The 21,459-nt window shown below is 65.2% G+C and carries 21 protein-coding genes; 10 read left to right on the top strand and 11 right to left on the bottom strand.

The genetic code is table 11. The features are described from left to right. Window positions 1-142 precede the first annotated feature (142 nt). Complete coding sequence (locus NDK18_RS02350) at window positions 143-292, top strand: DUF3309 family protein (protein ID WP_250622718.1); 150 nt, start codon at window positions 143-145, stop codon at window positions 290-292. Between the two features lie 10 nt (window positions 293-302). Here the strand turns inward: NDK18_RS02350 and NDK18_RS02345 are convergent, their stop codons facing one another. Further along, the gene (locus NDK18_RS02345) at window positions 303-1,715 is read right to left on the bottom strand and encodes an MFS transporter (protein ID WP_284691897.1); all 1,413 of its coding nucleotides are present in this window, start codon (window positions 1,713-1,715) and stop codon (window positions 303-305) included. Window positions 1,716-1,862: 147 nt separating this feature from the next. Between NDK18_RS02345 and NDK18_RS02340 the strand changes: the two genes are divergently transcribed. Continuing rightward, window positions 1,863-2,162, top strand: a complete 300-nt coding sequence (locus NDK18_RS02340; RefSeq protein WP_250622719.1) for a hypothetical protein — start codon at window positions 1,863-1,865, stop codon at window positions 2,160-2,162. Window positions 2,163-2,236: 74 nt separating this feature from the next. Here NDK18_RS02340 and NDK18_RS02335 read toward each other — a convergent pair whose 3' ends face one another. The 3 genes from NDK18_RS02335 to NDK18_RS02325 are packed head-to-tail and all read right to left on the bottom strand — an operon-like array spanning window position 2,237 to window position 5,525. Further along, window positions 2,237-3,802, bottom strand: coding sequence for a pseudouridine synthase (locus NDK18_RS02335; protein WP_250626990.1), 1,566 nt, complete (start codon window positions 3,800-3,802; stop codon window positions 2,237-2,239). Further along, window positions 3,799-4,620: an SMC-Scp complex subunit ScpB gene (gene scpB, locus NDK18_RS02330; protein ID WP_250622721.1), complete on the bottom strand. Its 822-nt coding sequence runs from the start codon at window positions 4,618-4,620 to the stop codon at window positions 3,799-3,801. The genes NDK18_RS02335 and scpB overlap by 4 nt, the downstream gene beginning before the upstream one ends. A 32-nt stretch (window positions 4,621-4,652) precedes the next feature. Next, window positions 4,653-5,525 (bottom strand): segregation and condensation protein A, encoded by an 873-nt coding sequence (locus NDK18_RS02325; RefSeq protein WP_250622722.1) that lies wholly within the window; start codon window positions 5,523-5,525, stop codon window positions 4,653-4,655. A 396-nt stretch (window positions 5,526-5,921) separates the two neighbouring features. Here NDK18_RS02325 and NDK18_RS02320 point away from each other — a divergent pair, with 396 nt between their 5' ends. Together NDK18_RS02320 and NDK18_RS02315 are read left to right on the top strand one after the other, a co-directional pair. Beyond that, window positions 5,922-7,106: a DNA polymerase IV gene (locus NDK18_RS02320; RefSeq protein WP_250626989.1), complete on the top strand. Its 1,185-nt coding sequence runs from the start codon at window positions 5,922-5,924 to the stop codon at window positions 7,104-7,106. 118 nt (window positions 7,107-7,224) lie between these two features. Continuing rightward, window positions 7,225-7,533: a PilZ domain-containing protein gene (locus NDK18_RS02315; protein WP_250624393.1), complete on the top strand. Its 309-nt coding sequence runs from the start codon at window positions 7,225-7,227 to the stop codon at window positions 7,531-7,533. Between the two features lie 41 nt (window positions 7,534-7,574). Here the strand turns inward: NDK18_RS02315 and NDK18_RS02310 are convergent, their stop codons facing one another. Next, window positions 7,575-9,260 carry a long-chain-fatty-acid--CoA ligase gene (locus NDK18_RS02310; protein ID WP_250626988.1) on the bottom strand — a complete coding sequence of 562 codons (1,686 nt, stop codon included), beginning with the start codon at window positions 9,258-9,260 and terminating at the stop codon, window positions 7,575-7,577. 115 nt (window positions 9,261-9,375) lie between these two features. On the opposite strand from NDK18_RS02310, the gene NDK18_RS02305 reads away from it, so the two are divergent. Further along, a complete protein-coding gene (locus NDK18_RS02305) occupies window positions 9,376-9,807 on the top strand; it encodes a hypothetical protein (protein WP_250626987.1) in 432 nt (143 codons plus the stop codon). 37 nt (window positions 9,808-9,844) lie between these two features. On the opposite strand, the gene acnA is transcribed toward NDK18_RS02305, so the two are convergent. Continuing rightward, on the bottom strand, window positions 9,845-12,586 hold the full coding sequence (acnA, locus tag NDK18_RS02300; protein WP_250622726.1) for an aconitate hydratase AcnA: 2,742 nt from the start codon (window positions 12,584-12,586) through the stop codon (window positions 9,845-9,847). Between the two features lie 212 nt (window positions 12,587-12,798). Between acnA and NDK18_RS02295 the strand changes: the two genes are divergently transcribed. Next, a complete protein-coding gene (locus NDK18_RS02295) occupies window positions 12,799-13,764 on the top strand; it encodes a LysR family transcriptional regulator (RefSeq protein ID WP_250626986.1) in 966 nt (321 codons plus the stop codon). On the opposite strand, the gene hflD is transcribed toward NDK18_RS02295, so the two are convergent. From hflD to NDK18_RS02280, 3 genes are read right to left on the bottom strand one after another with little or no spacing between them, the layout of a single operon-like run. Then, window positions 13,693-14,322 carry a high frequency lysogenization protein HflD gene (hflD, locus tag NDK18_RS02290; RefSeq protein WP_250622728.1) on the bottom strand — a complete coding sequence of 210 codons (630 nt, stop codon included), beginning with the start codon at window positions 14,320-14,322 and terminating at the stop codon, window positions 13,693-13,695. The genes NDK18_RS02295 and hflD overlap by 72 nt on opposite strands. After that, the gene (gene mnmA / locus NDK18_RS02285; protein ID WP_250626985.1) at window positions 14,319-15,440 is read right to left on the bottom strand and encodes a tRNA 2-thiouridine(34) synthase MnmA; all 1,122 of its coding nucleotides are present in this window, start codon (window positions 15,438-15,440) and stop codon (window positions 14,319-14,321) included. The genes hflD and mnmA overlap by 4 nt, the downstream gene beginning before the upstream one ends. Then, on the bottom strand, window positions 15,437-15,919 hold the full coding sequence (locus tag NDK18_RS02280) for an NUDIX hydrolase (RefSeq protein WP_425502766.1): 483 nt from the start codon (window positions 15,917-15,919) through the stop codon (window positions 15,437-15,439). The genes mnmA and NDK18_RS02280 overlap by 4 nt, the downstream gene beginning before the upstream one ends. 111 nt (window positions 15,920-16,030) lie before the next feature. Here NDK18_RS02280 and clpS point away from each other — a divergent pair, with 111 nt between their 5' ends. Then, complete coding sequence (gene clpS / locus NDK18_RS02275; protein ID WP_250622730.1) at window positions 16,031-16,357, top strand: ATP-dependent Clp protease adapter ClpS; 327 nt, start codon at window positions 16,031-16,033, stop codon at window positions 16,355-16,357. 72 nt (window positions 16,358-16,429) lie between these two features. Continuing rightward, entirely contained in the window at window positions 16,430-18,697 is a 2,268-nt protein-coding gene (clpA, locus tag NDK18_RS02270; protein ID WP_250622731.1) for an ATP-dependent Clp protease ATP-binding subunit ClpA, read from the top strand. Between the two features lie 121 nt (window positions 18,698-18,818). On the opposite strand, the gene infA is transcribed toward clpA, so the two are convergent. Next, a complete protein-coding gene (gene infA / locus NDK18_RS02265) occupies window positions 18,819-19,037 on the bottom strand; it encodes a translation initiation factor IF-1 (RefSeq protein ID WP_019466733.1) in 219 nt (72 codons plus the stop codon). 85 nt (window positions 19,038-19,122) lie between these two features. Continuing rightward, entirely contained in the window at window positions 19,123-19,398 is a 276-nt protein-coding gene (locus NDK18_RS02260) for a polyhydroxyalkanoic acid system family protein (protein ID WP_250622732.1), read from the bottom strand. A gap of 96 nt (window positions 19,399-19,494) precedes the next feature. Between NDK18_RS02260 and NDK18_RS02255 the strand changes: the two genes are divergently transcribed. Continuing rightward, on the top strand, window positions 19,495-20,262 hold the full coding sequence (locus tag NDK18_RS02255; RefSeq protein ID WP_250622733.1) for an FHA domain-containing protein: 768 nt from the start codon (window positions 19,495-19,497) through the stop codon (window positions 20,260-20,262). A gap of 96 nt (window positions 20,263-20,358) precedes the next feature. After that, complete coding sequence (gene serC / locus NDK18_RS02250; protein WP_250626984.1) at window positions 20,359-21,444, top strand: 3-phosphoserine/phosphohydroxythreonine transaminase; 1,086 nt, start codon at window positions 20,359-20,361, stop codon at window positions 21,442-21,444. Window positions 21,445-21,459 lie beyond the last annotated feature (15 nt).

The following is a 21,459-nucleotide window of genomic DNA, read 5'->3' as shown; positions in this document are numbered from 1 at the left end:
GGCTCTCCTCCCCCTCGAAGCCCATGTCGTCGCGCCGTTTGCGGGGCGAACTCCTTTCTGAAGATCGCCATCACCTGCGGGCTACGCTGGACACACGCGCCGCCACGGCATGCTGCAGCAACTTCAATGCAGGAGAGCCTTCATGCTCTGGTTGATCGTGCTGATCGTCTTGCTGGCCGTGTTCGCAGCACCGGCCTGGCCCTATAGCCGCGGCTGGGGCTACTACCCGACGGGCGGCCTGGGCCTGATCGTCCTGATCCTGGTGATCCTGCTGCTAATGGGCATGATCTAGCCAGGCCTCGTCAGCGTACGCGGGGTGGGCGGGCGCGATGCCCGCTCATCTCCATGCCTGCGTTGGCGGCAAGCCGTGCGCTGACTGGCACGGAAAGGATCGATATCGCCGTGATTACCAGGAACGCTACCGAGAAATCACCCGGCACGGCATGTTCGCGGCCGTGCAACTGCACACTCGCGTGCAGGACGCCGGCTGCCACGCAAATGCCCAGCGACAGCATCAGCTGCTGGAACGTGGTGTAGAAGCTGGTGGCTGCGCTCAACGCCTCACTTGGTAGCTCCGCGTAAGCAATGGTGTTGTACGCGGTGAACTGCAGCGACTGGAAGAATCCGCCCACGCCAAGGACCAGGTAGATCGCCGTCAACGACCAGCCGGGTCGGAAAGCTGCGCATGCGGTGATCATCAGGGTGCTGAAGATCCCATTCCACACCAGCACGTTGCGGAAGCCGAAGCGGCGCAGGAACGGCTTGGCCGTGGTTTTCATCAGCACCGCGCCGGCGGCGGATATGAAAGTTATCAGGCCGCTCTTCGCCGCAGACATGCCAAAACCCAGCTGCATCATCAGTGGCAACAGGAACGGCAACGCACCAGCGCTGATGCGCGTGAGCGAGCCTGCGATCATCGACAATCGGAAGGTGTCGAAGCGCAGCAGCGAAATGTCCAGGATCGGATGCTCGATGCGGCGCGCATGCATCACGTACGCCACCATGGCCAACGCGCCACCACCGAGCAGGCCCGCCGACACGCCAAGGCCGCCGATGCCGCGCGAGGCCAGTTCCAGCCCAAACACCAGGCACGCAAGGCCAAGACCTGAGAGGAAGAAGCCCAGCATGTCGAAGCGGTGGCGCACTTCGCCGCGCACGTCCGGCACCATTCGCGCCGCCAGCACGAAGCCGATCAGCCCGATCGGCAGGTTGACGTAGAAGATCCACTGCCACGACAACACCTGCACTATCAGTCCGCCCAGTGGCGGGCCCAGTACCGGGCCGATCATCGCCGGTACCAGCAGCCACGACATCGCCGAGACCAGATCCTGCTTGCTCACCGCGCGAAGCAGGACAAGCCTCCCTACGGGCACCATCATCGCGCCGCCCATGCCCTGGATCAGCCGCGCACCCACGAGAAAAGGTAGCGTGGTGGCCTGGGCGCAAAGGATCGATCCGAACGTGAACACGGCGATGGCCGCGCAGAAGACGCGCCGGGCGCCATAGCGGTCGGCCACGGTGCCGCTGGCCGGGATGAACACCGCCAGGCTCAACATGTAGGACGTGAGTGCGACGCTCATCATCAGCGGCGACACGCCGAAGGTCTGGGCCATCGACGGCAATGCGGTGGCCAGGATCGTGCCGTCGAGCTGCTCCATGAAGAGCGCACTGGCGATGATCAGGGCGAGCGTTCGGAAGTGCGGGGTCGGGGACAATGCGCAGGGTCGATGCGTGACCGGTATATGGTGCGCCGCGCCCTCCGGAGTGTCGAGTGCCGAAAGGATTCACGCACGCCACTTCAAGCGGCGTGCGATGCTTGCGTCCTGGCGGGGCGACACACCGGGATCGAAGAGGACACGTGCATGGGAGTCTTCGTCAAGCTCGCAACGATGGCGCTTGCCGTCGTCGCAACATCAACCCTGGCGGATCCGCCAGGGTTGATCCGCGCCATGGATCAGGCAGCTGCCAAGCATCATGGCAAGTCGAAGCCCGCTGCTTCATCGACGGCGGCTGCGCCCGTCCAGGGCGATGCGCCCGGCGTTACCCGCCGCCTGGAACACGCCAACGACCATGCACTGGACGCACAAGGCCACAAGCTTGATGCCGCCGGTCATCCCGTAGGCCAGGCGCCTACGCCAGCGCCCACGTCAAGCGGCCGATAGCGGCCGGCGATACGTCATGCGATAGCGACGCATGGAGTGAACGGGGTCCGCCGATGGCTTTCCCCATGCAATGTCTAGCGGTTGCCACCGCGATTGCCGCCACCACCGCCGCCACCACCGCCGCCACCACCGCCGCTACCACCACGGTTACCGCCACCACCACCACCCGGACGCGGGCCACGGTTGCCGCCGCCCGGCCCGCGATTGCCGCCCGGACCACGGTTCTGGCCGCCCGGGCCGCGATTGGCGGCGCCCGGACCACCGGTGCCGCCCGGACGCGGGCCACGATTGCCCGGTCGCGGGCCGTTGGTGTTGCCGCGGTTGTCGTTGCCGCCGTAACCGGGGGCCACGTTGCCGCGGTTGTCCGCGTAGCGCGAGCCCGCACCCTGGCCCTGGCCACCCTGGCCGGGATTCGGACCACGGCGCTGCTGGGTGCGCGGGCCACCCGGGCGGGCACCGCCGCCGGCTGGACCGCCCGCGGTGTTGCCACGGGCGTCACCGGCGAACCAGGTGCGCATCGAAGGCAGTTCCTGACCCGGGGCGACGCGCCCACGGCGCTGGCCCTGCGGGCGGGCCGGGCGGTCGACGTTGCCGTTGACCTCGCGGCCCGGAGGACGGGGACCGCCGGCGCCAGGCGCGCCGGTCTTGCGCCGCTTGCCACCCGGACCCGGGCGGAAGGGCTCATCGCGGATGCGGTCGTAGGCGGAAAGCTCGCGGGCTTCGTCCTTGGCGCTGTTCCAGGCACTGCTGGTACCGCGGCCTTCGGGCTTGTACTCGGTTACATTGCGCGGGGCGCGGCGCTGATGAAGCACGGGACTGAGCGTGAGCACCGGAGCCGGATCACCCAGGCCTGCGCGGGTGCGAATTTCCTTGACGGCGTCCTCGCCGAGGTTTTCCGTGTCGCCGCGGCGCAGTGCGCGCGGCAGTTCCACGCTGCCGTAGCGGATGCGCTTCAGGCGGCTGACCAGGAAGCCTTGCGAATCCCACAAGCGGCGCACTTCACGGTTGCGGCCTTCGCGGATGACCACGCGGAACCAGCTATGGCTACCGCCGCGGCTGATCACGCCGATGTCGTCGAAGCGGGCAGGGCCGTCGTCCAGTTCCACGCCCGACTTCAGGCGCTCGATGGTTTCGTCGGGCACCTCGCCATGTACGCGGCAAAGGTATTCACGCTCCAGGCCGCTCTTCGGGTGCATCAGCGCATTGGCGAGCTCCCCGTCGGTGGTGAGCAGCAAAAGGCCCGTGGTGTTGATGTCCAGGCGACCAACAGCGACCCAGCGCGCATTCTTAAGGCGCGGCAGTTGTTCGAAGACGGTGGGACGGCCATCGGGATCTTCGCGCGTGGTCACCACGCCCTCGGGCTTGTGGTAGATGATGACCTCGGCGTCGCTGCGCGAGTCGGTGGACACCACGAACTGCTTGCCGTCGATGACCACCCGGTCGCCGGCGTGGACCGACGAACCAATGCCGGCGGCGGCGCCGTTGACCTCGATCTCGCCGGCCTGGATGCGCTGTTCGAGCATCCGGCGCGAGCCCAGGCCCGCATTGGCCAGCACTTTGTGCAGGCGTTCTTCCAGTCCAGCCGCTTCGGGCTTGACGTCACGTTTCAGGGATAGCACGGATCGCTGCGGCGCATTCATGCGCGGTACTCCTCGGTGTCTTGCGTTGCGGCGTCATCGTCGACGCCTGCGGGTTCTGCCTCGTCGGCAGTAGGGGAAGCCGAGGCGATGTCATCGGCCGGCTCATCGGTATCGGAGGCCAGCGCGTCGGCCGGCTCCTGGTTGTCGGCGGCAGGCATAAAAGCCAGGTCGCCAGAGTGGGCAGCGGCGTCGGCCACTGCCTGGTTTTCGTCATCCGATGCATCGGCGTCGGCGGTGAGGGCGGGCAGGGCCCGCTCGTCGCCGTCCAGGCGCATCTGCGGATTGAGATCCTCCATGTCGCGGATTTCCGACAGGGGAGGCAGGGCATCGAGCGACTTCAGGTTGAAGTAGTCGAGGAAGATGCGTGTGGTGCCGAACAGGGCAGGTTTGCCCGGGACGTCCCGGTAGCCCACTACGCGGATCCATTCGCGTTCTTCCAACGTTTTGATGATGTTGCTCGATACCACGACGCCGCGGATCTGTTCGATCTCCGGACGGGTGATCGGCTGGCGGTAGGCGATCAGCGAAAGCGTTTCGAGCAGCGCGCGCGAATACCGGCTGGGTTTCTCCGTCCACAGGCGCGAGATGAAGGCATGTTCACGCTGGCGGACCTGGTAACGGAAGCCGGAGGCGACTTCCACCAGTTCGATGCCGCGGCCTTCGCAGTCTTCGCGCAGGGATTCCAACGCGCGGGAGAGCTCCTCGTGGCCGACGTCGTCTTCCTCGACGAACAGACCGTCGAGCTGCTGCACCGTCATCGGCTGCGAGCTCGCCAGCAGGGCGGCCTCGAGGATCGGTTTGAGCTGTTCTTGTTCCATGGTTTCCTGGAATGTGGAGGAAGGCGTCGCCGTCAGGCGCTCGCCTGGTCCTCTTCGGGCAGTTCGATGGCGGCGGCGTCGGCGACCTTGGTCTTGACGTAGATGGCGCCGAGGGGCTCTTCCTGGACGATCTCCACCAGCAATTCCTTGGCCAGCTCAAGCATGGCAAGGAAGGTGACGACCACGCCCAGCCGGCCCTCGGTGGGGTCGAACATGGTTTCGAAGCGGTGGAAGCTGCCATCGCCAAGTGCGTTCAGGAGGTCGCCCATGCGCTGGCGCACGCTCAACGGTTCGCGCGCGATGGCGTGGTGGGTGAAGAGGTCGGCCCGCTGCAGGACGTCGCGCAGGGCCAGCAGCAGTTCGCGCAGGTCCAGCGGCGGCGGCAGCTTCACCACTACCCGCTCGCCGACTTCCGCGTGCACCGGTACGGTATCGCGCTCGAGCCGTGGCAGCGCGTCGAGGTCGGCGGCGGCCTTCTTGAAGCGTTCGTATTCCTGCAGGCGGCGGACGAGTTCGGCGCGCGGGTCTTCCTCGATGCCTTCCTCGGCCGGCGGCCGGGGCAGCAGCAGACGGGATTTGATCTCGGCCAGGATCGCCGCCATCAGCAGGTACTCGGCCGCCAGTTCCAGTCGCATGACGTCGCGCATCATGTCGATGTAGTCCATGTACTGGCGGGTGATCTCGGCGATCGGGACGTCCAGGACGTCCAGGTTCTGCCGGCGGATCAAGTACAGCAGCAGATCCAGCGGGCCCTCGAAGGCCTCCAGGATCACTTCCAGCGCATCAGGCGGGATATACAGATCCTGCGGCATCTGAAGCACGGCCTGGCCACGCACGACTGCCAGCGGCATTTCCTGCTGCTGGGGCTGGTGCGCGAACGGATCGCTGGTTGGCTTGCTAGCCATGGGCTGAGCTGGATCGATGCTCATCTGGACTCGAAAGACGCCGCCGTGGCGGCAGGACAAAGGTGTCACGTGCGGCGTTGCCGCAACGCATCCGGGGTGTTGCCGGACGGGCTTCGTGTCGTCGTCGTCGGACCGCGTGCGACGAAAGGGGCCATGGGGCCTATTCTGTCCGCTCTGGGCCGATCACCGACCGTATCGCACCTTCGCGTCATGAGCCCATGCGGCGAAGGCGTAGCTGGATATCGAAACGAGGGTTTCGATCAGCTTGCAGGAGATAAGTGGAGGACACACGGTAAACCGCGCTGGCTACCGCCTTGCGCATCCACGTCACTACCCGATGGGCTTTAGGGTAGCGCCTGCAAGCGGCCAAGTCCAGCGCCGACAGCGGCGGGCCAGATGGGCACAATAGCCGCCATGGCCACCGAGCGCGCGATCATCCACGTGGACATGGACGCCTTCTACGCCTCCGTGGAGGAGCTCGACGACCCCACGCTTGCGGGAAAGCCGGTGATCGTGGGTGGCTTGGGCGGGCGAGGGGTGGTGTCCACCTGCAACTACGAGGCGCGCAAGTACGGCGTGCGCTCGGCGATGCCGACCTCCCGGGCCCAGCGCCTTTGCCCCCAGGCGGTATTCATTTTCCCCAGGCACGATCGCTACGCGGAGATTTCCGCCCAGGTATTCGCGGTTTTCGGCGAATTCACCGACGACATCGAGGGACTGTCGCTGGACGAGGCCTTCCTGGACGTGACCGGCAGCCTGCGGTTGTTCGCGTCCATCGAGGCCATCGGCCGGCAGATCAAGCTGCGCATCCGCGAACGGACGGGCCTTAATGCCTCGGTGGGCATGGCGACCAACAAGCTGGTGGCCAAGCTTGCCAGTGAATTGTCAAAACCTGACGGTTTTTTGCGTGTCCGGCCCGAGGAGGTTCGGGCCACGCTCGATCCGTTGCCGGTCGGGCGCCTGTGGACGGTGGGCAAGGTCGCCGAGGAAAACCTGCACCGAATCGGCATCCTCACCATCGGCGAACTGGTGCGGTGTGATCCGGCCAGGCTGCAGCGGGCCCTGGGGCGCCAGGTCGCCGGCCTGCAGGCGCTCGCCAGGGGCGAGGACGAGCGCCCTGTACACCGCGAGGTGGCCGAGCAATCCATCAGCGCGGAGAACACTTTCGAGGTGGATATCGCCGACCTCGCCATGGCTGAGGCATGGCTGTTGCGGATGAGCGAGAAGGTCGCCCGGCGTGCCCGCGACCGGCAGATGAAGGGACGCACGGTGACGGTGAAATTGCGCGAGCCGCCCTTTACCACCTACACCCGCCAGGCCCAGTTGCCGGTGGCAGGCTATGCCACACAGGATATCCATCAGTTGGCACGCCGCTTGCTGCATGCGTGGTGGACCCAGCAGCCGCGTCCACGGCTGCGCTTGTTGGGTGTCGGACTTTCCGGATTTGGTGAACGGGCGCAGAATGATCTGTTCCAGCCGGCGGCCAGTGCGCCGCAGGCCGATCGGATCCAGGACCGGATCAACGAGAAGTTCGGAGCGGGGAGCCTGGTACGTGCCGGCGTGTTGAAGACACGCGAATAGGGCAGGTACGGTGGGACACCCGATTGGCCTTACGTACGGAGACGCAGCCGACGTGGAGACAGCAGCATTGAGCAACAAGGACGACAACGGCGACAAGCTTCGACTGCGCCACGCGCGCATGAAAGTCGAGACGGCCGTGCTGATGAGCCGGGGCGCAGAAGCGCACCCGACGGAATTGGTTGATATTTCCGCCACCGGCGCGCTGCTTCGCCGGCCGCTGGGCTGGCGCGGCGACGTGGGCGAGACATGGGTGCTGGACATGATCTTCGGCAGCGACCTGCACATCCACATGGAAGCGCAGGTCACGCGCGTGTCGGCGCGGCAGGTGGGCATGGCCTACACGCATATTCCCGACGACAAGCAGGAGCCGCTGTGGAATCTCCTGGGCGGCTACGCCGATACGCTTGAGACCTGGTCGGACGACTAGCCTGCTTGACCCGGACGCCGATGGCATCCGGGTGCTTGGCTTCAGCCTGCTTTCTTCTTTTCTTCGTCGCGCAATTCGCGGCGGAGGATCTTGCCCACGTTGGACTTGGGCAGGCTGTCGCGAAATTCGATCAGCTTCGGACGCTTGTAGCCGGTGAGGTATTCCCGGCACCAGGCCTTGATGGTTTCCTCGGTGAGCGAGGGATCCTTCCTTACCACGAAGAGCTTGACCACCTCGCCGGAGTGCTCGTCGGGCACGCCGACGGCGGCGCATTCGAGAACTCCCGGGCAGCGGACCACGATGTCTTCGATCTCGTTCGGGTAAACGTTGAAGCCGGAAACCAGGATCATGTCCTTCTTGCGGTCGACGATATACACCAGGCCTTTTTCATCGATGCGGCCGATGTCGCCGGTGCGCAGCCAGCCATCGCTGCTGATGGCCTTGGCCGTCTCGCCCGGCTGATTCCAGTAGCCCTTCATCACCTGCGGGCCATGGATGCAGATCTCGCCGATCTCGCCGATCGCCAGGTGCTTGCCGTCATCGTCCTGGATGCTGATGTCGGTGGATGGCACCGGCATGCCGATGGAACCGGAGAAGCTGGCGCCCTCGATCATCGGATTGATGGTGGCCACCGGCGAGCTTTCGGTCATGCCGTAGCCCTCGATCAGCGGGCAGCCGGTGATCGCTTGCCACTTCTCGGCCACCGCGCGCTGCACGGCCATGCCGCCGCCGAAACTCATGCGCAGGGAGGAGAAGTTGAGCTTGTCGAAGCCCTCGGTGTGCACCAGCCCGTTGAACAGCGTGTTGACGCCGGTGATGGCGGTGAAGCGCACCTTGGAGAGTTCTTTCACGAAGCCAGGCATGTCGCGCGGATTGGTGATCAGTACGCTTCGTCCGCCGAAGCGCAGGAAGATGAAGCAATTACAGGTCAGCGCGAAGATGTGGTACAGCGGCAGCGCGGTGATGATGGTTTCCTCACCCGGCCGGATCTGCTTGCCGAACCAGGCGCCGGCCTGCAGCATGTTGGCCACCATGTTGCCGTGGGTGAGCATCGCGCCCTTGGCCACGCCCGTAGTGCCGCCGGTGTACTGCAGGAAGGCGATGTCTTCGCGCGAGACATCCGGCGAGGTGGTCTCGTGGCGGCCGCCGCGGGAGAGCGCATCGCCAAAGCGCACGGCGCCGTCGATACGGAACTCTGGCACCATCTTCTTAACGTGCTTGAGCACGAAGTTGATCACCGCGCCCTTGATGCCGAGCAGGTCGCCGATGCCGGTGGTGATCACGTGCGGTACTGGCACGTGCTTGAGCGCTTCCTGCGCGGTGGCGGCGAAGTTGTCCAGCACGATCAGCGCTTTGGCGCCTGAGTCCTTCAACTGGTGTTCGAGCTCGCGCGGGGTGTACAGCGGGTTGGTGTTGACCACCACCAGGCCCAGGCGAAGCGCCGCGAACAGCGCCACCGGATACTGGATGACATTGAGCAGCATGATCGCGATGCGATCGCCCTTGGCCAGCTTCAGTTCGCCTGAGAGATACCCCGCGAACTGGTTGCTCAGTTCGTCGATCTCGCCATAGGTGACGGTTTTACCGAAGCTGGTGAACGCCGGGCGATCACGGTATTTCTCGAAGGATTCCTCGAGCACGTCGACGATCGAGCGGTACTGCGTGATGTCGATGTCGGCCGGCACGCCGGGGGGATAGTTGTCCAGCCACGGGCGGTCGTTACTCATGCTTGGTCCAGCTCTCCATGGGGTTGCGCTCGCGGCATGCTGCCGTCGTAGTATCAAGGCATTGGAGCATACGCCCGCGTATAGCGGCAAGCCGCACTGCAACGAGGGATTCCTCATGTCTGGCAGGTTCTGGAAGACGCTCGCCATCGGAGTTCTGGTGACCCTGGCGGCCGCCTGCCACCGCGGGTCCGACGAGGAACAGGTACGCCAGGCCATCGGCGCCACGAAGGCGGCCGTGGAAGCGGGCAAGGCCGGCGACACCGTGGCCTCGCTCACCGATGATTTCGACGGCAACGGCGGCGAACTCGACCGCCGGCGACTGGAAGGCATGGTTCGCCTGGCGGCCCTGCGGAGAGCCCATCTTGGCGTGACGATGGGACCGGTGGGCGTGGAAAAGCGTGGCGAGCGCCTGGTGGCCACGTTCACTGTTACCTTGACCAGCAGCACCGGCCTGATCCCTGATGAAGGCGGGATCTACCACGTGGAAACGGCCTGGCGCCGGGAAGGCTCGCGATGGTTGTGCTATTCGGCCACGTGGTCGCGTTAGCGCCATAAAAAGCCCCGCTTTCGCGGGGCTTTTGGTCTTAGCGCTTGGCCAGCTGGCGCAGCACGTATTGCAGGATGCCGCCGTGGCGGAAGAACTCGCGTTCCTTCGGCGTCAGCAGCAGTACCTTCACCGTGAACTGCTTCTTCTTGCCGTCCTTCGACGTGGCAGTGACCGTGGCGCGGGTGCTCTTGCCGCCGTCAAGGCCGGTGATGTCGAAGGTCTCATCGCCCGTCAGGCCCAGCGTCTGTGCGTTTTCACCGTCCATGAACTGGCAGGGCAGCACGCCCATGCCGACCAGGTTCGAGCGGTGGATGCGCTCGAAGCTCTCGGTGATAACCGCCTTGACGCCCAGCAGCAACGTACCCTTGGCAGCCCAGTCACGCGAGGAGCCGGTGCCATATTCCTTGCCGCCCAGTACCACCAGCGGCGTGCTGGCGGCCTTGTACTTCATGGCCGCGTCGTAGATCGGCATGGTTTCGCCGGTGGGCACGTGGCGGGTAAAGCCGCCTTCCACGCCATCGAGCATCAGGTTCTTGATACGGATGTTGGCGAAGGTGCCACGGACCATCACGTCGTCGTTGCCGCGGCGCGAACCGTAGGAGTTGAAATCCTTCGGCTGTACGCCACGCGACATCAGGAAGGCGCCGGCGGGGGAATCCTTCTTGATGGAGCCGGCCGGGGAGATGTGGTCGGTGGTGATGGAGTCGCCGAAGATGCCCAGGGCGCTGGCGCCGTGGATGTCTTCGATTTCGCCGGCTTCGGCGCTCATGCCGTCGAAGTAGGGCGGGTTCTTGATGTAGGTGGAATCGTCCCACTGGTACAGCGCGCCATCGGGCGATGCGATCTGGTTCCAGCGGCTGTCGCCCTTGAACACGTCGGCGTAGTTGGCCTTGAACATGTCCGCGTTGATGGAGCTGGCAATGGCGTCGGAGATTTCCTGGTTGGACGGCCAGATGTCCTTCAGGTAGACCGGCTTGCCATCGCTGCCGTTGGCGATCGGGTCGTTGGTGAGGTCGATGTCCAGCGTGCCGGCCAGCGCATAGGCCACTACCAGCGGCGGCGAGGCCAGGTAGTTCATCTTCACTTCCGGATGCACGCGGCCTTCGAAGTTGCGGTTGCCCGACAGCACCGACGCCACGGCCAGGTCGCCCTCGGCGATGCCCTTGCTGATCTCGGCGGGCAACGGACCGGAATTGCCGATGCAGGTGGTGCAGCCGTAGCCGACCACGTAGAAGCCGACTTTCTCAAGCTCGGTCAGGAGGTTGGTCTTCTTCAGGTAATCGGTGACCACCAGCGAACCCGGGCCGAGCGAGGGCTTGACCCACGGCTTGGAGGTCAGGCCGCGCGCGGCGGCCTTCTTGGCCAGGATGCCGGCGCCGATCATCACGGCGGGGTTGGAGGTATTGGTGCACGAGGTGATCGCGGCGATCACCACCGCGCCGTCGTTGAGCTTGAAGCTCTTGCCGTCTTTCTCGACGGTGACGCCGCCGTTGCCCACATTGTTAGCCTCGTTGCCGATGGCGGTGGCGCCGCCTTCGTTGGCGAAGCGTTCGGTGGATTCGCTCTTCGGCTTGCGGTTGGCGGTGAGCGGGCCCACGGCATCGAGGAAGCTCTGCTGCACGCCTTCAAGCAGCACGCGGTCCTGCGGACGCTTGGGACCGGCCATCGACGGGCGAACGTCGGCCAGGTTCAGTTCCAGCGTGTCGGTGAATTCCGCGTGCGGGGTGTTGGCGTCGTGCCACAACCCTTGAGCCTTGGCATAGGTTTCCACCAGCGTGATCTGGTGTTCGTCGCGGCCGGACAGGCGCAGGTAGTTCAGCGATTCCTGGTCGACCGGGAAGATGCCGCAGGTGGCGCCGTATTCCGGGGCCATGTTGGCGATGGTGGCGCGGTCGGCCAGCGGCAGGGCGGCCAGGCCGTCGCCGAAGAATTCAACGAACTTGCCCACCACGCCGAGCTTGCGCAGCATCTGGGTGACGGTGAGCACCAGGTCCGTGGCGGTGACGCCCTCATTGAGCTTGCCCAAGAGCTTGAAGCCGATTACCTGCGGGATCAGCATCGAGGAGGGCTGGCCCAGCATGGCGGCCTCGGCCTCGATACCGCCCACGCCCCAGCCAAGCACGCCGATGCCATTGATCATCGTGGTGTGCGAGTCGGTGCCGAACACGGTGTCGGGGTAGGCCCAGCTTTCACCATCCACATCCGCGGTGAAGACCACGCGGGCGAGGTTCTCCAGGTTCACCTGGTGGACGATGCCGGTGCGCGGCGGCACCACCTTGAAGTTGTTGAAGGCCTTCTGGCCCCAGCGCAGGAAGCTGTAGCGCTCCTGGTTGCGCTCGAATTCGATCTCGACGTTGGTGTCCAGCGAGCTGGAGGAGCCGAAGGCATCGACCTGCACGGAATGGTCGATCACCAGTTCCGCCGGCGCCAGCGGGTTGATCTGGGTGGCGTCGCCGCCGAGCTTCACCACCGCATCGCGCATGGCGGCAAGGTCGACCACGCAGGGCACGCCGGTGAAGTCCTGCAGCACGACGCGGGCGGGCATGAAGGAGATTTCGGTATCGGGTTCGGCCTTGGCGTTCCAGTTGGCCACCGCCTCGATTTCCTTCGAGGTGACGTTCACCCCGTCCTCGGCGCGCAGGAGGTTCTCAAGCAGGATCTTCATGGAGTAGGGCAGGCGCTTCAGGTCGAATCGCTCACCCAGCTTGGTAAGGCTGGCGATGGCGTGGCGCTTGCCGTTGACTTCGATGCTGTCCCGGACGGAGAACGAGTCTTTCATTGCTTGCTCCTGGCTTGATGCTGGCTGGGGAGACGCCTTGGGCGTACGGCCCGTCAAAGTTGGTAATTATCGCCCAAAACCATGACCGGACGTGAGGGTGGCGCCGCCGACCCTGGCCTTGGGGCGGCTAAGATGCCCGCCTTGAGAGGATCGTGATTTTCCGCGGCGAAGGATGGGGCCCTGGGTCTCCTGGCACAAACGGTTTTGATGGCATGCAGCGTTCGATGATTTCGACGGCACTTTCTGCGGTATCGCTGCGCGACCTGGCGCTGGTGCAGGCGGTGGCGCGTGAAGGAAGCTTCATCTCGGCCGCGCGGCTGATGAACATCAGCGCCTCGGGCCTTTCCCACCAGGTGCAGAAGGTGGAACAGGCCCTGGGCATCACCTTGTTCGAGCGTGGCGGGCGCGGCGTTGCCCTGGCTGGCGGCGGTGCGCGGGTGATTGCCCTGATCGACGACGTGCTGGCCGGCGCCGAGCGGTTGCAGGCCGGGGCGCTGGCCGGGAGCATCGCTTTTGGCGGCGAGTTGCGGCTGGGCGTGCCGGCTACCCTGGGCCCTTACCTGCTGCCCCAGTTGATCGAGCCGTTCCCGCAGCGCTTTGGCGAAACCAGGCTCACCATCAGCGAAGGCAAGCCCAAGGGCTTGCTACGGCGCCTGGCCGAGGGCGAACTCGATGCGGTGCTGGCGCCGCCGGGAACCACCGTGCCGGGCCTATCGCAGCGAACGCTGTTCTTCGAGCCCTACGAACTGCTGATGCATGCCGATCATCCGGCGGCAGGTAACACGAGCGTATCGCTGGCGTCGCTGGACCCGGCCCAGGCCACGCTGATGGCCGAGAGCCATGCCGGTGCCCAGGGCGGCGAACGCATCCAGGACGTAAGCCTGGAAAGCCTGGCGACCCTGGTGGCCGTGCGCGGCGGCTACACGCTGGTGCCGGTGCTGGCCCACGATCGCCTGGCGTCGATTCCCAACGTTTCGCTGGTAAGCGTGGAAGGGCAGGCGCCAGGGCGCGAGGTGGCGCTGTACTGGCGCAGTGCCACGGCCTGGGGCGAGGACCTGGCTGGACTGGGCGACCTGCTGGTTAATCTGGCCGGGCGGATGCCAGGGTTAACCCCCGTTGTCGAGGGTGGCGCCGGTGAGCATCCCGCGGGCGATCATGCTGGCGCGGCGCCGGTATAGCACCAGGTGCCATTGGCGGCCGCCGAGCTGGTGCCACAACACCGCCGCGCGCACGGCTGCCAGCAGGGCGGCGCGGACGCGGTCGACCACCGCCTTCTGCTGCAGATGCGAAGGCATGCCCGTCACCATCACGCGAGGCTTGAGCGTAGACAGGGTGCTGGCATAGAGCTCGGCCAGGCGGGCTGCCACGTTCGGATGGGCCATGCCGAAGTGCTCCACCTGTCGGCGCGCGGCGACGATGCCTTCCTGCAGGCGCGCAAGTAGTTCCGGCTTGCGCGAAAGCGTGCGTTCCAGGCGCAACACGGTGATCGTGGTGCGCATCACGGCGATATCGCGGGCGCTGGCGTCTTCAAGCTGGCTCACCAGCGTGCGCAGGCCCAGCCGCACGCCGCTGACGCCGCCGAAGATCGCCTCCACGGTATCTGCATCCAGGTGGAACACGCTGCCAAGGCTTGCCTCCATGGCGGCATCGTCGGCCCGGCCTTCGGTGGCCAGTTGCTGTACCAGCGCGGTGGCCTGGAACAGGCCGGCCAGCGCCAGGACGCGTTCTTCGTTCATGCGGAAACCTTAGCTTGCGTAGGGGTGGCCAGGCCGCCGTAGGCGGCGTCGGTCGCTTCGATCACGGCGCCGCCAAGGCAGGCTTCACCATCGTAGAAGACCACCGATTGGCCCGGGGTAACGGCGCGCTGTGCCTGGTCAAACTGGACGAACAGATGGTTGCCCGATGCGCGGACGGTGCAGGCCTGGTCGTCCTGGCGATAGCGGGTCTTGGCGGTGCAGGCGAATGCTTCTGCCGGGGCCACGCCCGCCACCCAGGTGGCGCCGCTGGCTTCCAGGCGATGCGATGCCAGGTAGCGGTTGCTGCCGCCCTGGGCCACGATCAGCGTGTTTTCGGCCACGTCCTTGCCCACCACGTACCACGGCTCGCCGCCGGACTCGCGCCGGCCGCCGATCCCCAGGCCATTGCGCTGGCCCAGCGTGTAATACATCGCGCCCTGGTGCTCGCCCACGTCGATTCCGTCAGGCGTGACCATGCGACCAGGCCTTGCCGGGATGTACTGGGCCAGGAAGCTGCGGAAATCGCGCTCGCCGATGAAGCAGATGCCGGTGGAGTCCTTCTTCGCCGCGGTACCAAGGCCGGCCTCGCGCGCCAGATCGCGGACGCGGGGCTTTTCGATCTCGCCCACCGGGAACAGGGTGGCGGCCAGTTGCTCCTGGCCCAGCGCATGCAGGAAGTAGGTCTGGTCCTTCGCGCGGTCCACGGCGCGCAGCAGGCGGTAGCGCCCGTCGTGGAAATCAACGCGGGCGTAGTGGCCGGTGGCTATCTTTTCGCCTCCCAGGGCGCGGGCGTGGTCCAGGAAGGTGCGGAACTTGATCTCGCGGTTGCACAGCACATCCGGATTGGGCGTGCGCCCGGCCCGGTATTCGGCCAGGAAATGCTCGAACACGCCGTCCCAGTATTCGGCGGCGAAGTTCCGCGCATGGAAAGGCAGGCCCAGCCGGCCGCAGACGGCGACGGCGTCTTTCCGGTCCTGGTCGGTCGTACATGGACCCTGGCGGTCGTCTTCTTCCCAGTTCTGCATGAACATGCCTTCGACCTGGTGCCCCGCCTGTTGCAGCAGGAGGGCCGCCACGGAAGAGTCCACGCCGCCGGAAATGCCCAGGATCACTTTCATCCCGGCTGCCCGGGTAGCAGGTTGCCGATGATCGAAAGCGGCAGGCGGGAGCCTGAGAGCCACTTGTCGATGCTCGATTCCACCAGCGGGCTGCGCAGTTGCGCGCCCAGGGCGCCGATCTGGGCGCGCGTTAGCCACAGCGCGCGCTCGATGCCGGCGTCGAGCGGGCGATCGTCGTGTCCCAGGGCGCGCGCGGCGAAGGTAAACCGCAACACTTGGTCGCCATGCTCATGGCTGCGCCACTGGTCGATGGCCACCAGATGCTCCACCTCAACCGTCCAGCCGGTTTCCTCGACCGTTTCCCGGCGGGCGGCAGCAGTCAGGCATTCACCCTCGTCCAGGTGGCCAGCGGGCTGGTTGTAGGCAATTTTGCCGTTTACCCGTTCCTCGACCATGAGGAAACGCTCACCGTCATGGACGATGGTGGCGACTGTCACATGTGGACGCCAGACGTCGTTGCCGGGCGGGGAAGGCATCATTGGAAGTTCAGGCCACTGGAAAAACGCCTATTGTGCCATCACCTGACCCATTCACGCGGCGCGCACCAGCGCTTGCGGCATATACTTGGACCAAAGCTGACCCACGTGCCCATGCCGACCGAAAACGAACAAGAACACAGCCAGGAACACGGCCTTGCGCTCGATACCGCGCGGCCGGAAGTAGCCCGACCGCCGTTGTTCCAGGTGTTGTTGATGAATGACGATTTCACCCCGATGGATTTCGTCATCGAGGTGCTGCGGTCCTTCTTCGGCATGGACCAGGAGCGCGCCGTGCAGGTGATGCTCCACGTCCACACCCGGGGGAAGGGCGTTTGCGGGGTATTTACCCGCGAAGTGGCCGAAACGAAGGTGACGCAGGTGAACGAGTACTCGCGCAGTAACCAGCATCCTCTGTTGTGCACTATGGAAAAGTTGTAAGGGAGCCCCATCTACCGGGCATGCGGCATCCCTTTTGCATGGCCGCCCAAGACATCAGCGGAGACGTTCCGTATGTTCAGCAAGGATCTCGAAGTCACCATTGGCCATTGCTACAAGCAAGCCCGTGAGCAGCGCCACGAGTTCATGACGGTCGAGCACCTGTTGCTTGCCCTGTCAGAGAATTCCTCCGCGCTGGCCGCGTTGCGAGCTTGTGGCGTGGATCTTCCGCGCCTGGTCGCGGACCTGCAGCGCATCATCGCCGAGACGGTTCCGGTACTCGCACCCGGCGACGAGCGCGACACGCAGCCCACCTTGGGCTTCCAGCGCGTGCTGCAGCGCGCGGTGTACCACGTGCAGTCTTCCGGACGGAAGGAAGTGACCGGCGCCAACGTGCTGGTCGCCATCTTCGGCGAAAAAGACTCCCACGCCGTGTATTTCCTGCACCAGCAGGAAATCACCCGCCTGGACGTGGTCAACTACATTTCCCATGGCATCGCCAAGATCGGCGACGACCCCGCCGTGGCCCCGGCCGCGAGCGAGCGCGAAGGCGAGGAAGGCGGGGAGGGCAAGTCCAACCCGCTGGCCGAATATGCCTCCAACCTCAATGAACTGGCCATGCAGGGCAAGATCGATCCCCTGATTGGGCGCAAGGATGAAGTCGAGCGCACCATCCAGGTGCTTTGCCGCCGCCGCAAGAACAACCCGCTTTACGTGGGCGAGGCGGGCGTGGGCAAGACGGCCCTGGCCGAGGGCCTGGCCAAGCGCATCGTCGAAGGCGACGTGCCCGAGGTGCTGGAAGACTGCACCATCTGGGCTTTGGACTTGGGCGCCCTGGTTGCCGGCACCAAGTACCGCGGCGACTTCGAAAAGCGCCTGAAGGCGGTGATTGCGCAGCTCAAGAAGCAGCCCAATTCCATCCTGTTCATCGACGAGATCCACACCATCATCGGTGCAGGTTCCGCCTCGGGTGGCACCATGGATGCCTCGAACCTGATCAAGCCGATGCTGGCCGCAGGCGAGCTTCGCTGCATCGGCTCGACCACCTTCCAGGAATTTCGCGGTGTCTTCGAGAAAGACCGTGCCCTGGCCCGTCGCTTCCAGAAAATCGACGTGGTCGAGCCCACGGTGGCCGAGAGCATCGAGATCCTGAAGGGCCTTAAGAGTCGTTTCGAGGAGCATCACGGCGTGGAATACAGCGCCGATGCGCTCAAGGCCGCGGTGGACCTGGCTGTCAAGCACATCCCCGACCGCCTGCTGCCGGACAAGGCCATCGATGTCATCGATGAGGCCGGCGCCCGTCAGCGCCTCTTGCCTGAAGGCGAGCGGGTAACGCAGATCGGCGTGTCGGAAATCGAATACATCGTGGCCAAGATGGCGCGGATCCCGGCCAAGCAGGTCTCGGCATCCGACCGCGACGTGCTGCGCAACCTCGAACGCAACCTCAAGATGGTGGTGTTCGGCCAGGATGCGGCGATCGAGGCCCTGGCCTCGTCGATCAAGATGGCGCGCTCGGGCCTGGGCGACCCGGCCAAGCCGATCGGCAGCTTCCTGCTGGCCGGCCCCACGGGCGTAGGCAAGACCGAAGTTACCCGCCAGCTTGCCATGCAGCTGGGCATCGAGATGGTCCGCTTCGACATGTCCGAATACATGGAAGCCCATTCGGTATCGCGCCTGGTGGGCGCGCCCCCGGGCTATGTCGGCTTCGACCAGGGTGGCCTGCTCACCGAGCAGATCACCAAGCATCCGCACTGCGTGCTGCTGCTGGACGAAATCGAGAAAGCCCATCCGGATGTGTACAACATCCTGTTGCAGGTCATGGATCGTGGCGTCCTTACCGACACCAACGGCCGCGAAGCGAACTTCAAGAACGTGATCGTGGTGATGACCACCAACGCCGGCGCCCAGCAGGCGGCGCGTCGCGGGATCGGCTTCGTCAAGCAGAACCACTCGCTCGATGCCATGGAAACGATCCGCCGGCTGTTCACGCCGGAATTCCGCAACCGCCTGGACGCGGTGATCCAGTTCAATCCGCTGGATTTCGAGCACATCCTGCGCGTGGTGGACAAGTTCCTGATCGAGCTGGAAGCCCAGCTGGGCGAGAAGCGCGTCAGTGTCGACGTCTCCTCCGATGCCCGCCGCTGGCTGGCGGAGAACGGCTTCGACCCGCAGATGGGTGCCCGCCCGATGGCCCGCGTGATCCAGGACAAGGTGAAGCGGAAGCTGGCCGATGAACTGCTTTTCGGCAAGCTTGCCGATGGCGGCAAGGTGAGCCTGGACGTCGTCGATGGCGAGCTTACCGTCGCCACCGAGGCAGCGGAGCCGGTGCCGGCGGAAGCCTAAGGCGTCATGGGGGCGGGGAGGCCGCGAGGTCACGCCCCTTGCCGGAATACGAAAAAGGCCGCGCAATGCGCGGCCTTTCTTTTGACCATCATCCCCGGCAACGCCGGTGGAAGATGGCGGATTACTTCATGCGGTAGGTGATCCGGCCCTTGGTCAGGTCGTAGGGGGTCATTTCCACCTTCACCTTGTCGCCGGTAAGAATGCGGATGTAGTGCTTGCGCATCCGGCCCGAGATATGGGCGGTAATGACGTGCCCGTTCTCCAGCTGCACGCGGAACATGGTGTTGGGCAGGGTCTCCTGGACCGTGCCTTCCATTTCGATGACGTCGTCTTTTGCCATGTGACCCGGTTCGATGTGCGGCCGAAGTGGTCGCAATAGCCCACTATTATTGCACGAAGGCGGCTTAGGTCAAAGCCTTGGGGGCTCAGGCGAAGTATTGATCGAGCTTCTGGCGGATTTCCTGCTCGATCATGCCCTTCATGGGGCTGAGCAGCATGCCAAGCTCAGCCTGTACGCGCACGAGGGCGGGCTCGAGTGTGATGCCGCCCTTCACGCCTGAGCGCTCGAAGCGCAAGGTGTCGCCTTCCCAGCGCGAGGTGGTGCCGAACTTCTCGCCCAGCCGTGCGGCGACCTTGTCGACGACGGCGCGGGCCTGGGCGGCTTCGAGGTGATGATCGCGCTGGATGTCGATGCGTGCCATGGATTTGAAAGCTTCGTTGCCAACAGGGCCGCGCATCGTAGCAAATGAGGCGCGGCTCATCTGTTACGATCCCCACCACGCCATCCAGACACACGCATGCGCATTGAGTTCGCCAATTCGGCCCGCGGGGATTTTCACTGGTCGGCTGGTGTGTTGCGCATAGGCGGCAGCGACGACAACGACCTTGTGCTGGCCGAACCGCAAGTGGCCGATCACCATCTGGTGATCCACGACGATCGCCGTGGCCTGGTACTGGAAGTCCTTCCTGGCGCCGGGCGCGTCTACGTGAATGCGCGTCCCGTTCGCGAGCGTGCGCTGCTGCGCGAGGGCGATCATCTTGGCGTTGGCGAGTGCCGCATGTTGTTGCGCGCCGACCAGGATGTATCCGGGCGCACATGCGTCGACGCTGAAGACATCCGTCCCGGTGCCGCCGCGTTGCGTGCCTTGGCCGGGCCGCTGTCGGGTCGGGTGCTGGGTATCGGTGCGCGGCTCATCCTGGGGCCGCAGGGCGACCACCCGCTGGAACTCCCGCAGGGCGATGCCGGCACCCTGACCATCGGCTGGGACGGCGGCTGCCTGCTGCTGGACGCCGAACGCGTACCCACCCGCTACGTGGTTCGCTTGAATGGCATTTCGATTCGCCGCGCCGTGCTGCAGCCGGGCGACCACATCGGCGTAGGCGCCCACCGTTTCGTCATCGACGCCCCAGGCTGGATGCCCGACCCGGTCGCCGTGCCTGCCGCGGTGGAAGAACCACCGCTGCCCGAGGAAATCGCGGGCCCGCGCGGCGAAGTGTGGTGGCTGATCCTTACCGCGGCGCTGCTTGCGCTGGGCATCGCGCTGGTGCTGCTGGTTCGTTTCTGACGAAACCAGTTGTTGCCCGGTTGTCGTTATGCTGCAGGGCGGCATAATGCAGGACTGCGGTTAAGTCCATTCACTCTTCCCAAGGAGACTGGCGTCTTGTCCAGGGTCTTCAATTTCAGCGCCGGCCCCGCCGCCATCCCACAACCCGTGCTTGAACGTGCCCGTGCCGAATTGCTCGACTGGAACGGCACCGGCGCCTCGGTGATGGAGCTGTCCCACCGCGGCAAGGATTTCATCGCCCTGGCAGCCCAGGCGGAGGCCGACCTTCGCGAATTGATGGCGATCCCCGCCAACTACCGCGTGCTGTTCCTGCAGGGCGGCGCCACCTTGCAGTTCCCGTTGGTGCCGATGAACTTTGCCCGGGCCGGCCAGCGTGCCGACTACGTGGTGACCGGGCATTGGGGCGAGAAAGCCGTGCGCGAGGCAGCGCCCTATGCCGACGTGCACGTGGCGGCGTCCTCGAAAGACGATCACTACCTGAAGCTGCCGCCGCGCGAACGTTGGGACCTGTCGCCTTCATCGGCCTACGTGCACTACACGCCGAACGAGACCATCCATGGTGTTGAGTTCCACGATGTCCCCGATGTCGGTGACGTGCCGCTGGTGGCGGACATGTCCTCGAGCATCCTTTCAGGCCCGGTGGATGTCTCGCGCTTTGCGATGATCTACGCCGGCGCTCAGAAGAACATCGGGCCTTCGGGCCTCGTGGTGGCCATCATCCGCGACGACATGCTCTCGCGCGCCACGCAGCCGATGGCGAAGATCTTCTCCTACGCCGAGCACGCGGCGAACGATTCGATGCTCAACACCCCCAACACCTGGGGCTGGTACCTGGCGGGCCTCACCTTCGGATGGCTGAAGGAGCAGGGCGGCCTGGCGGCGATCGACGCCATCAACCAGCGCAAGGCGTCCACGCTTTATGCCGCCATCGACGGCTCGGGCGGGTATTACCGTTGCCCGGTGGAGCCCGCGGCGCGTTCGCGCATGAACGTGCCTTTCACCCTGCACGACCCCTCGCTCGATGCGGCGTTCCTCGCCGAGTCGCTCGAAGTGGGATTGCTGGCGCTCAAGGGCCACAAGGCCGTGGGCGGCATGCGCGCCTCGTTGTACAACGCCGTCACCCTTGACGCGGTTCAAACCCTCGTGGCTTTCATGAGCGACTTCGCCCGACGCCACGGTTAGCAATAAGCAGGAAGG

Origin of the sequence: Pinirhizobacter soli (genome assembly GCF_015905305.1) — a bacterium.
GTDB classification, from domain to species: domain Bacteria; phylum Pseudomonadota; class Gammaproteobacteria; order Xanthomonadales; family Rhodanobacteraceae; genus Pinirhizobacter; species Pinirhizobacter soli.
Note: the sequence above shows the minus strand (reverse complement) of the source record. Positions and strands in the feature narration are given on the sequence as shown.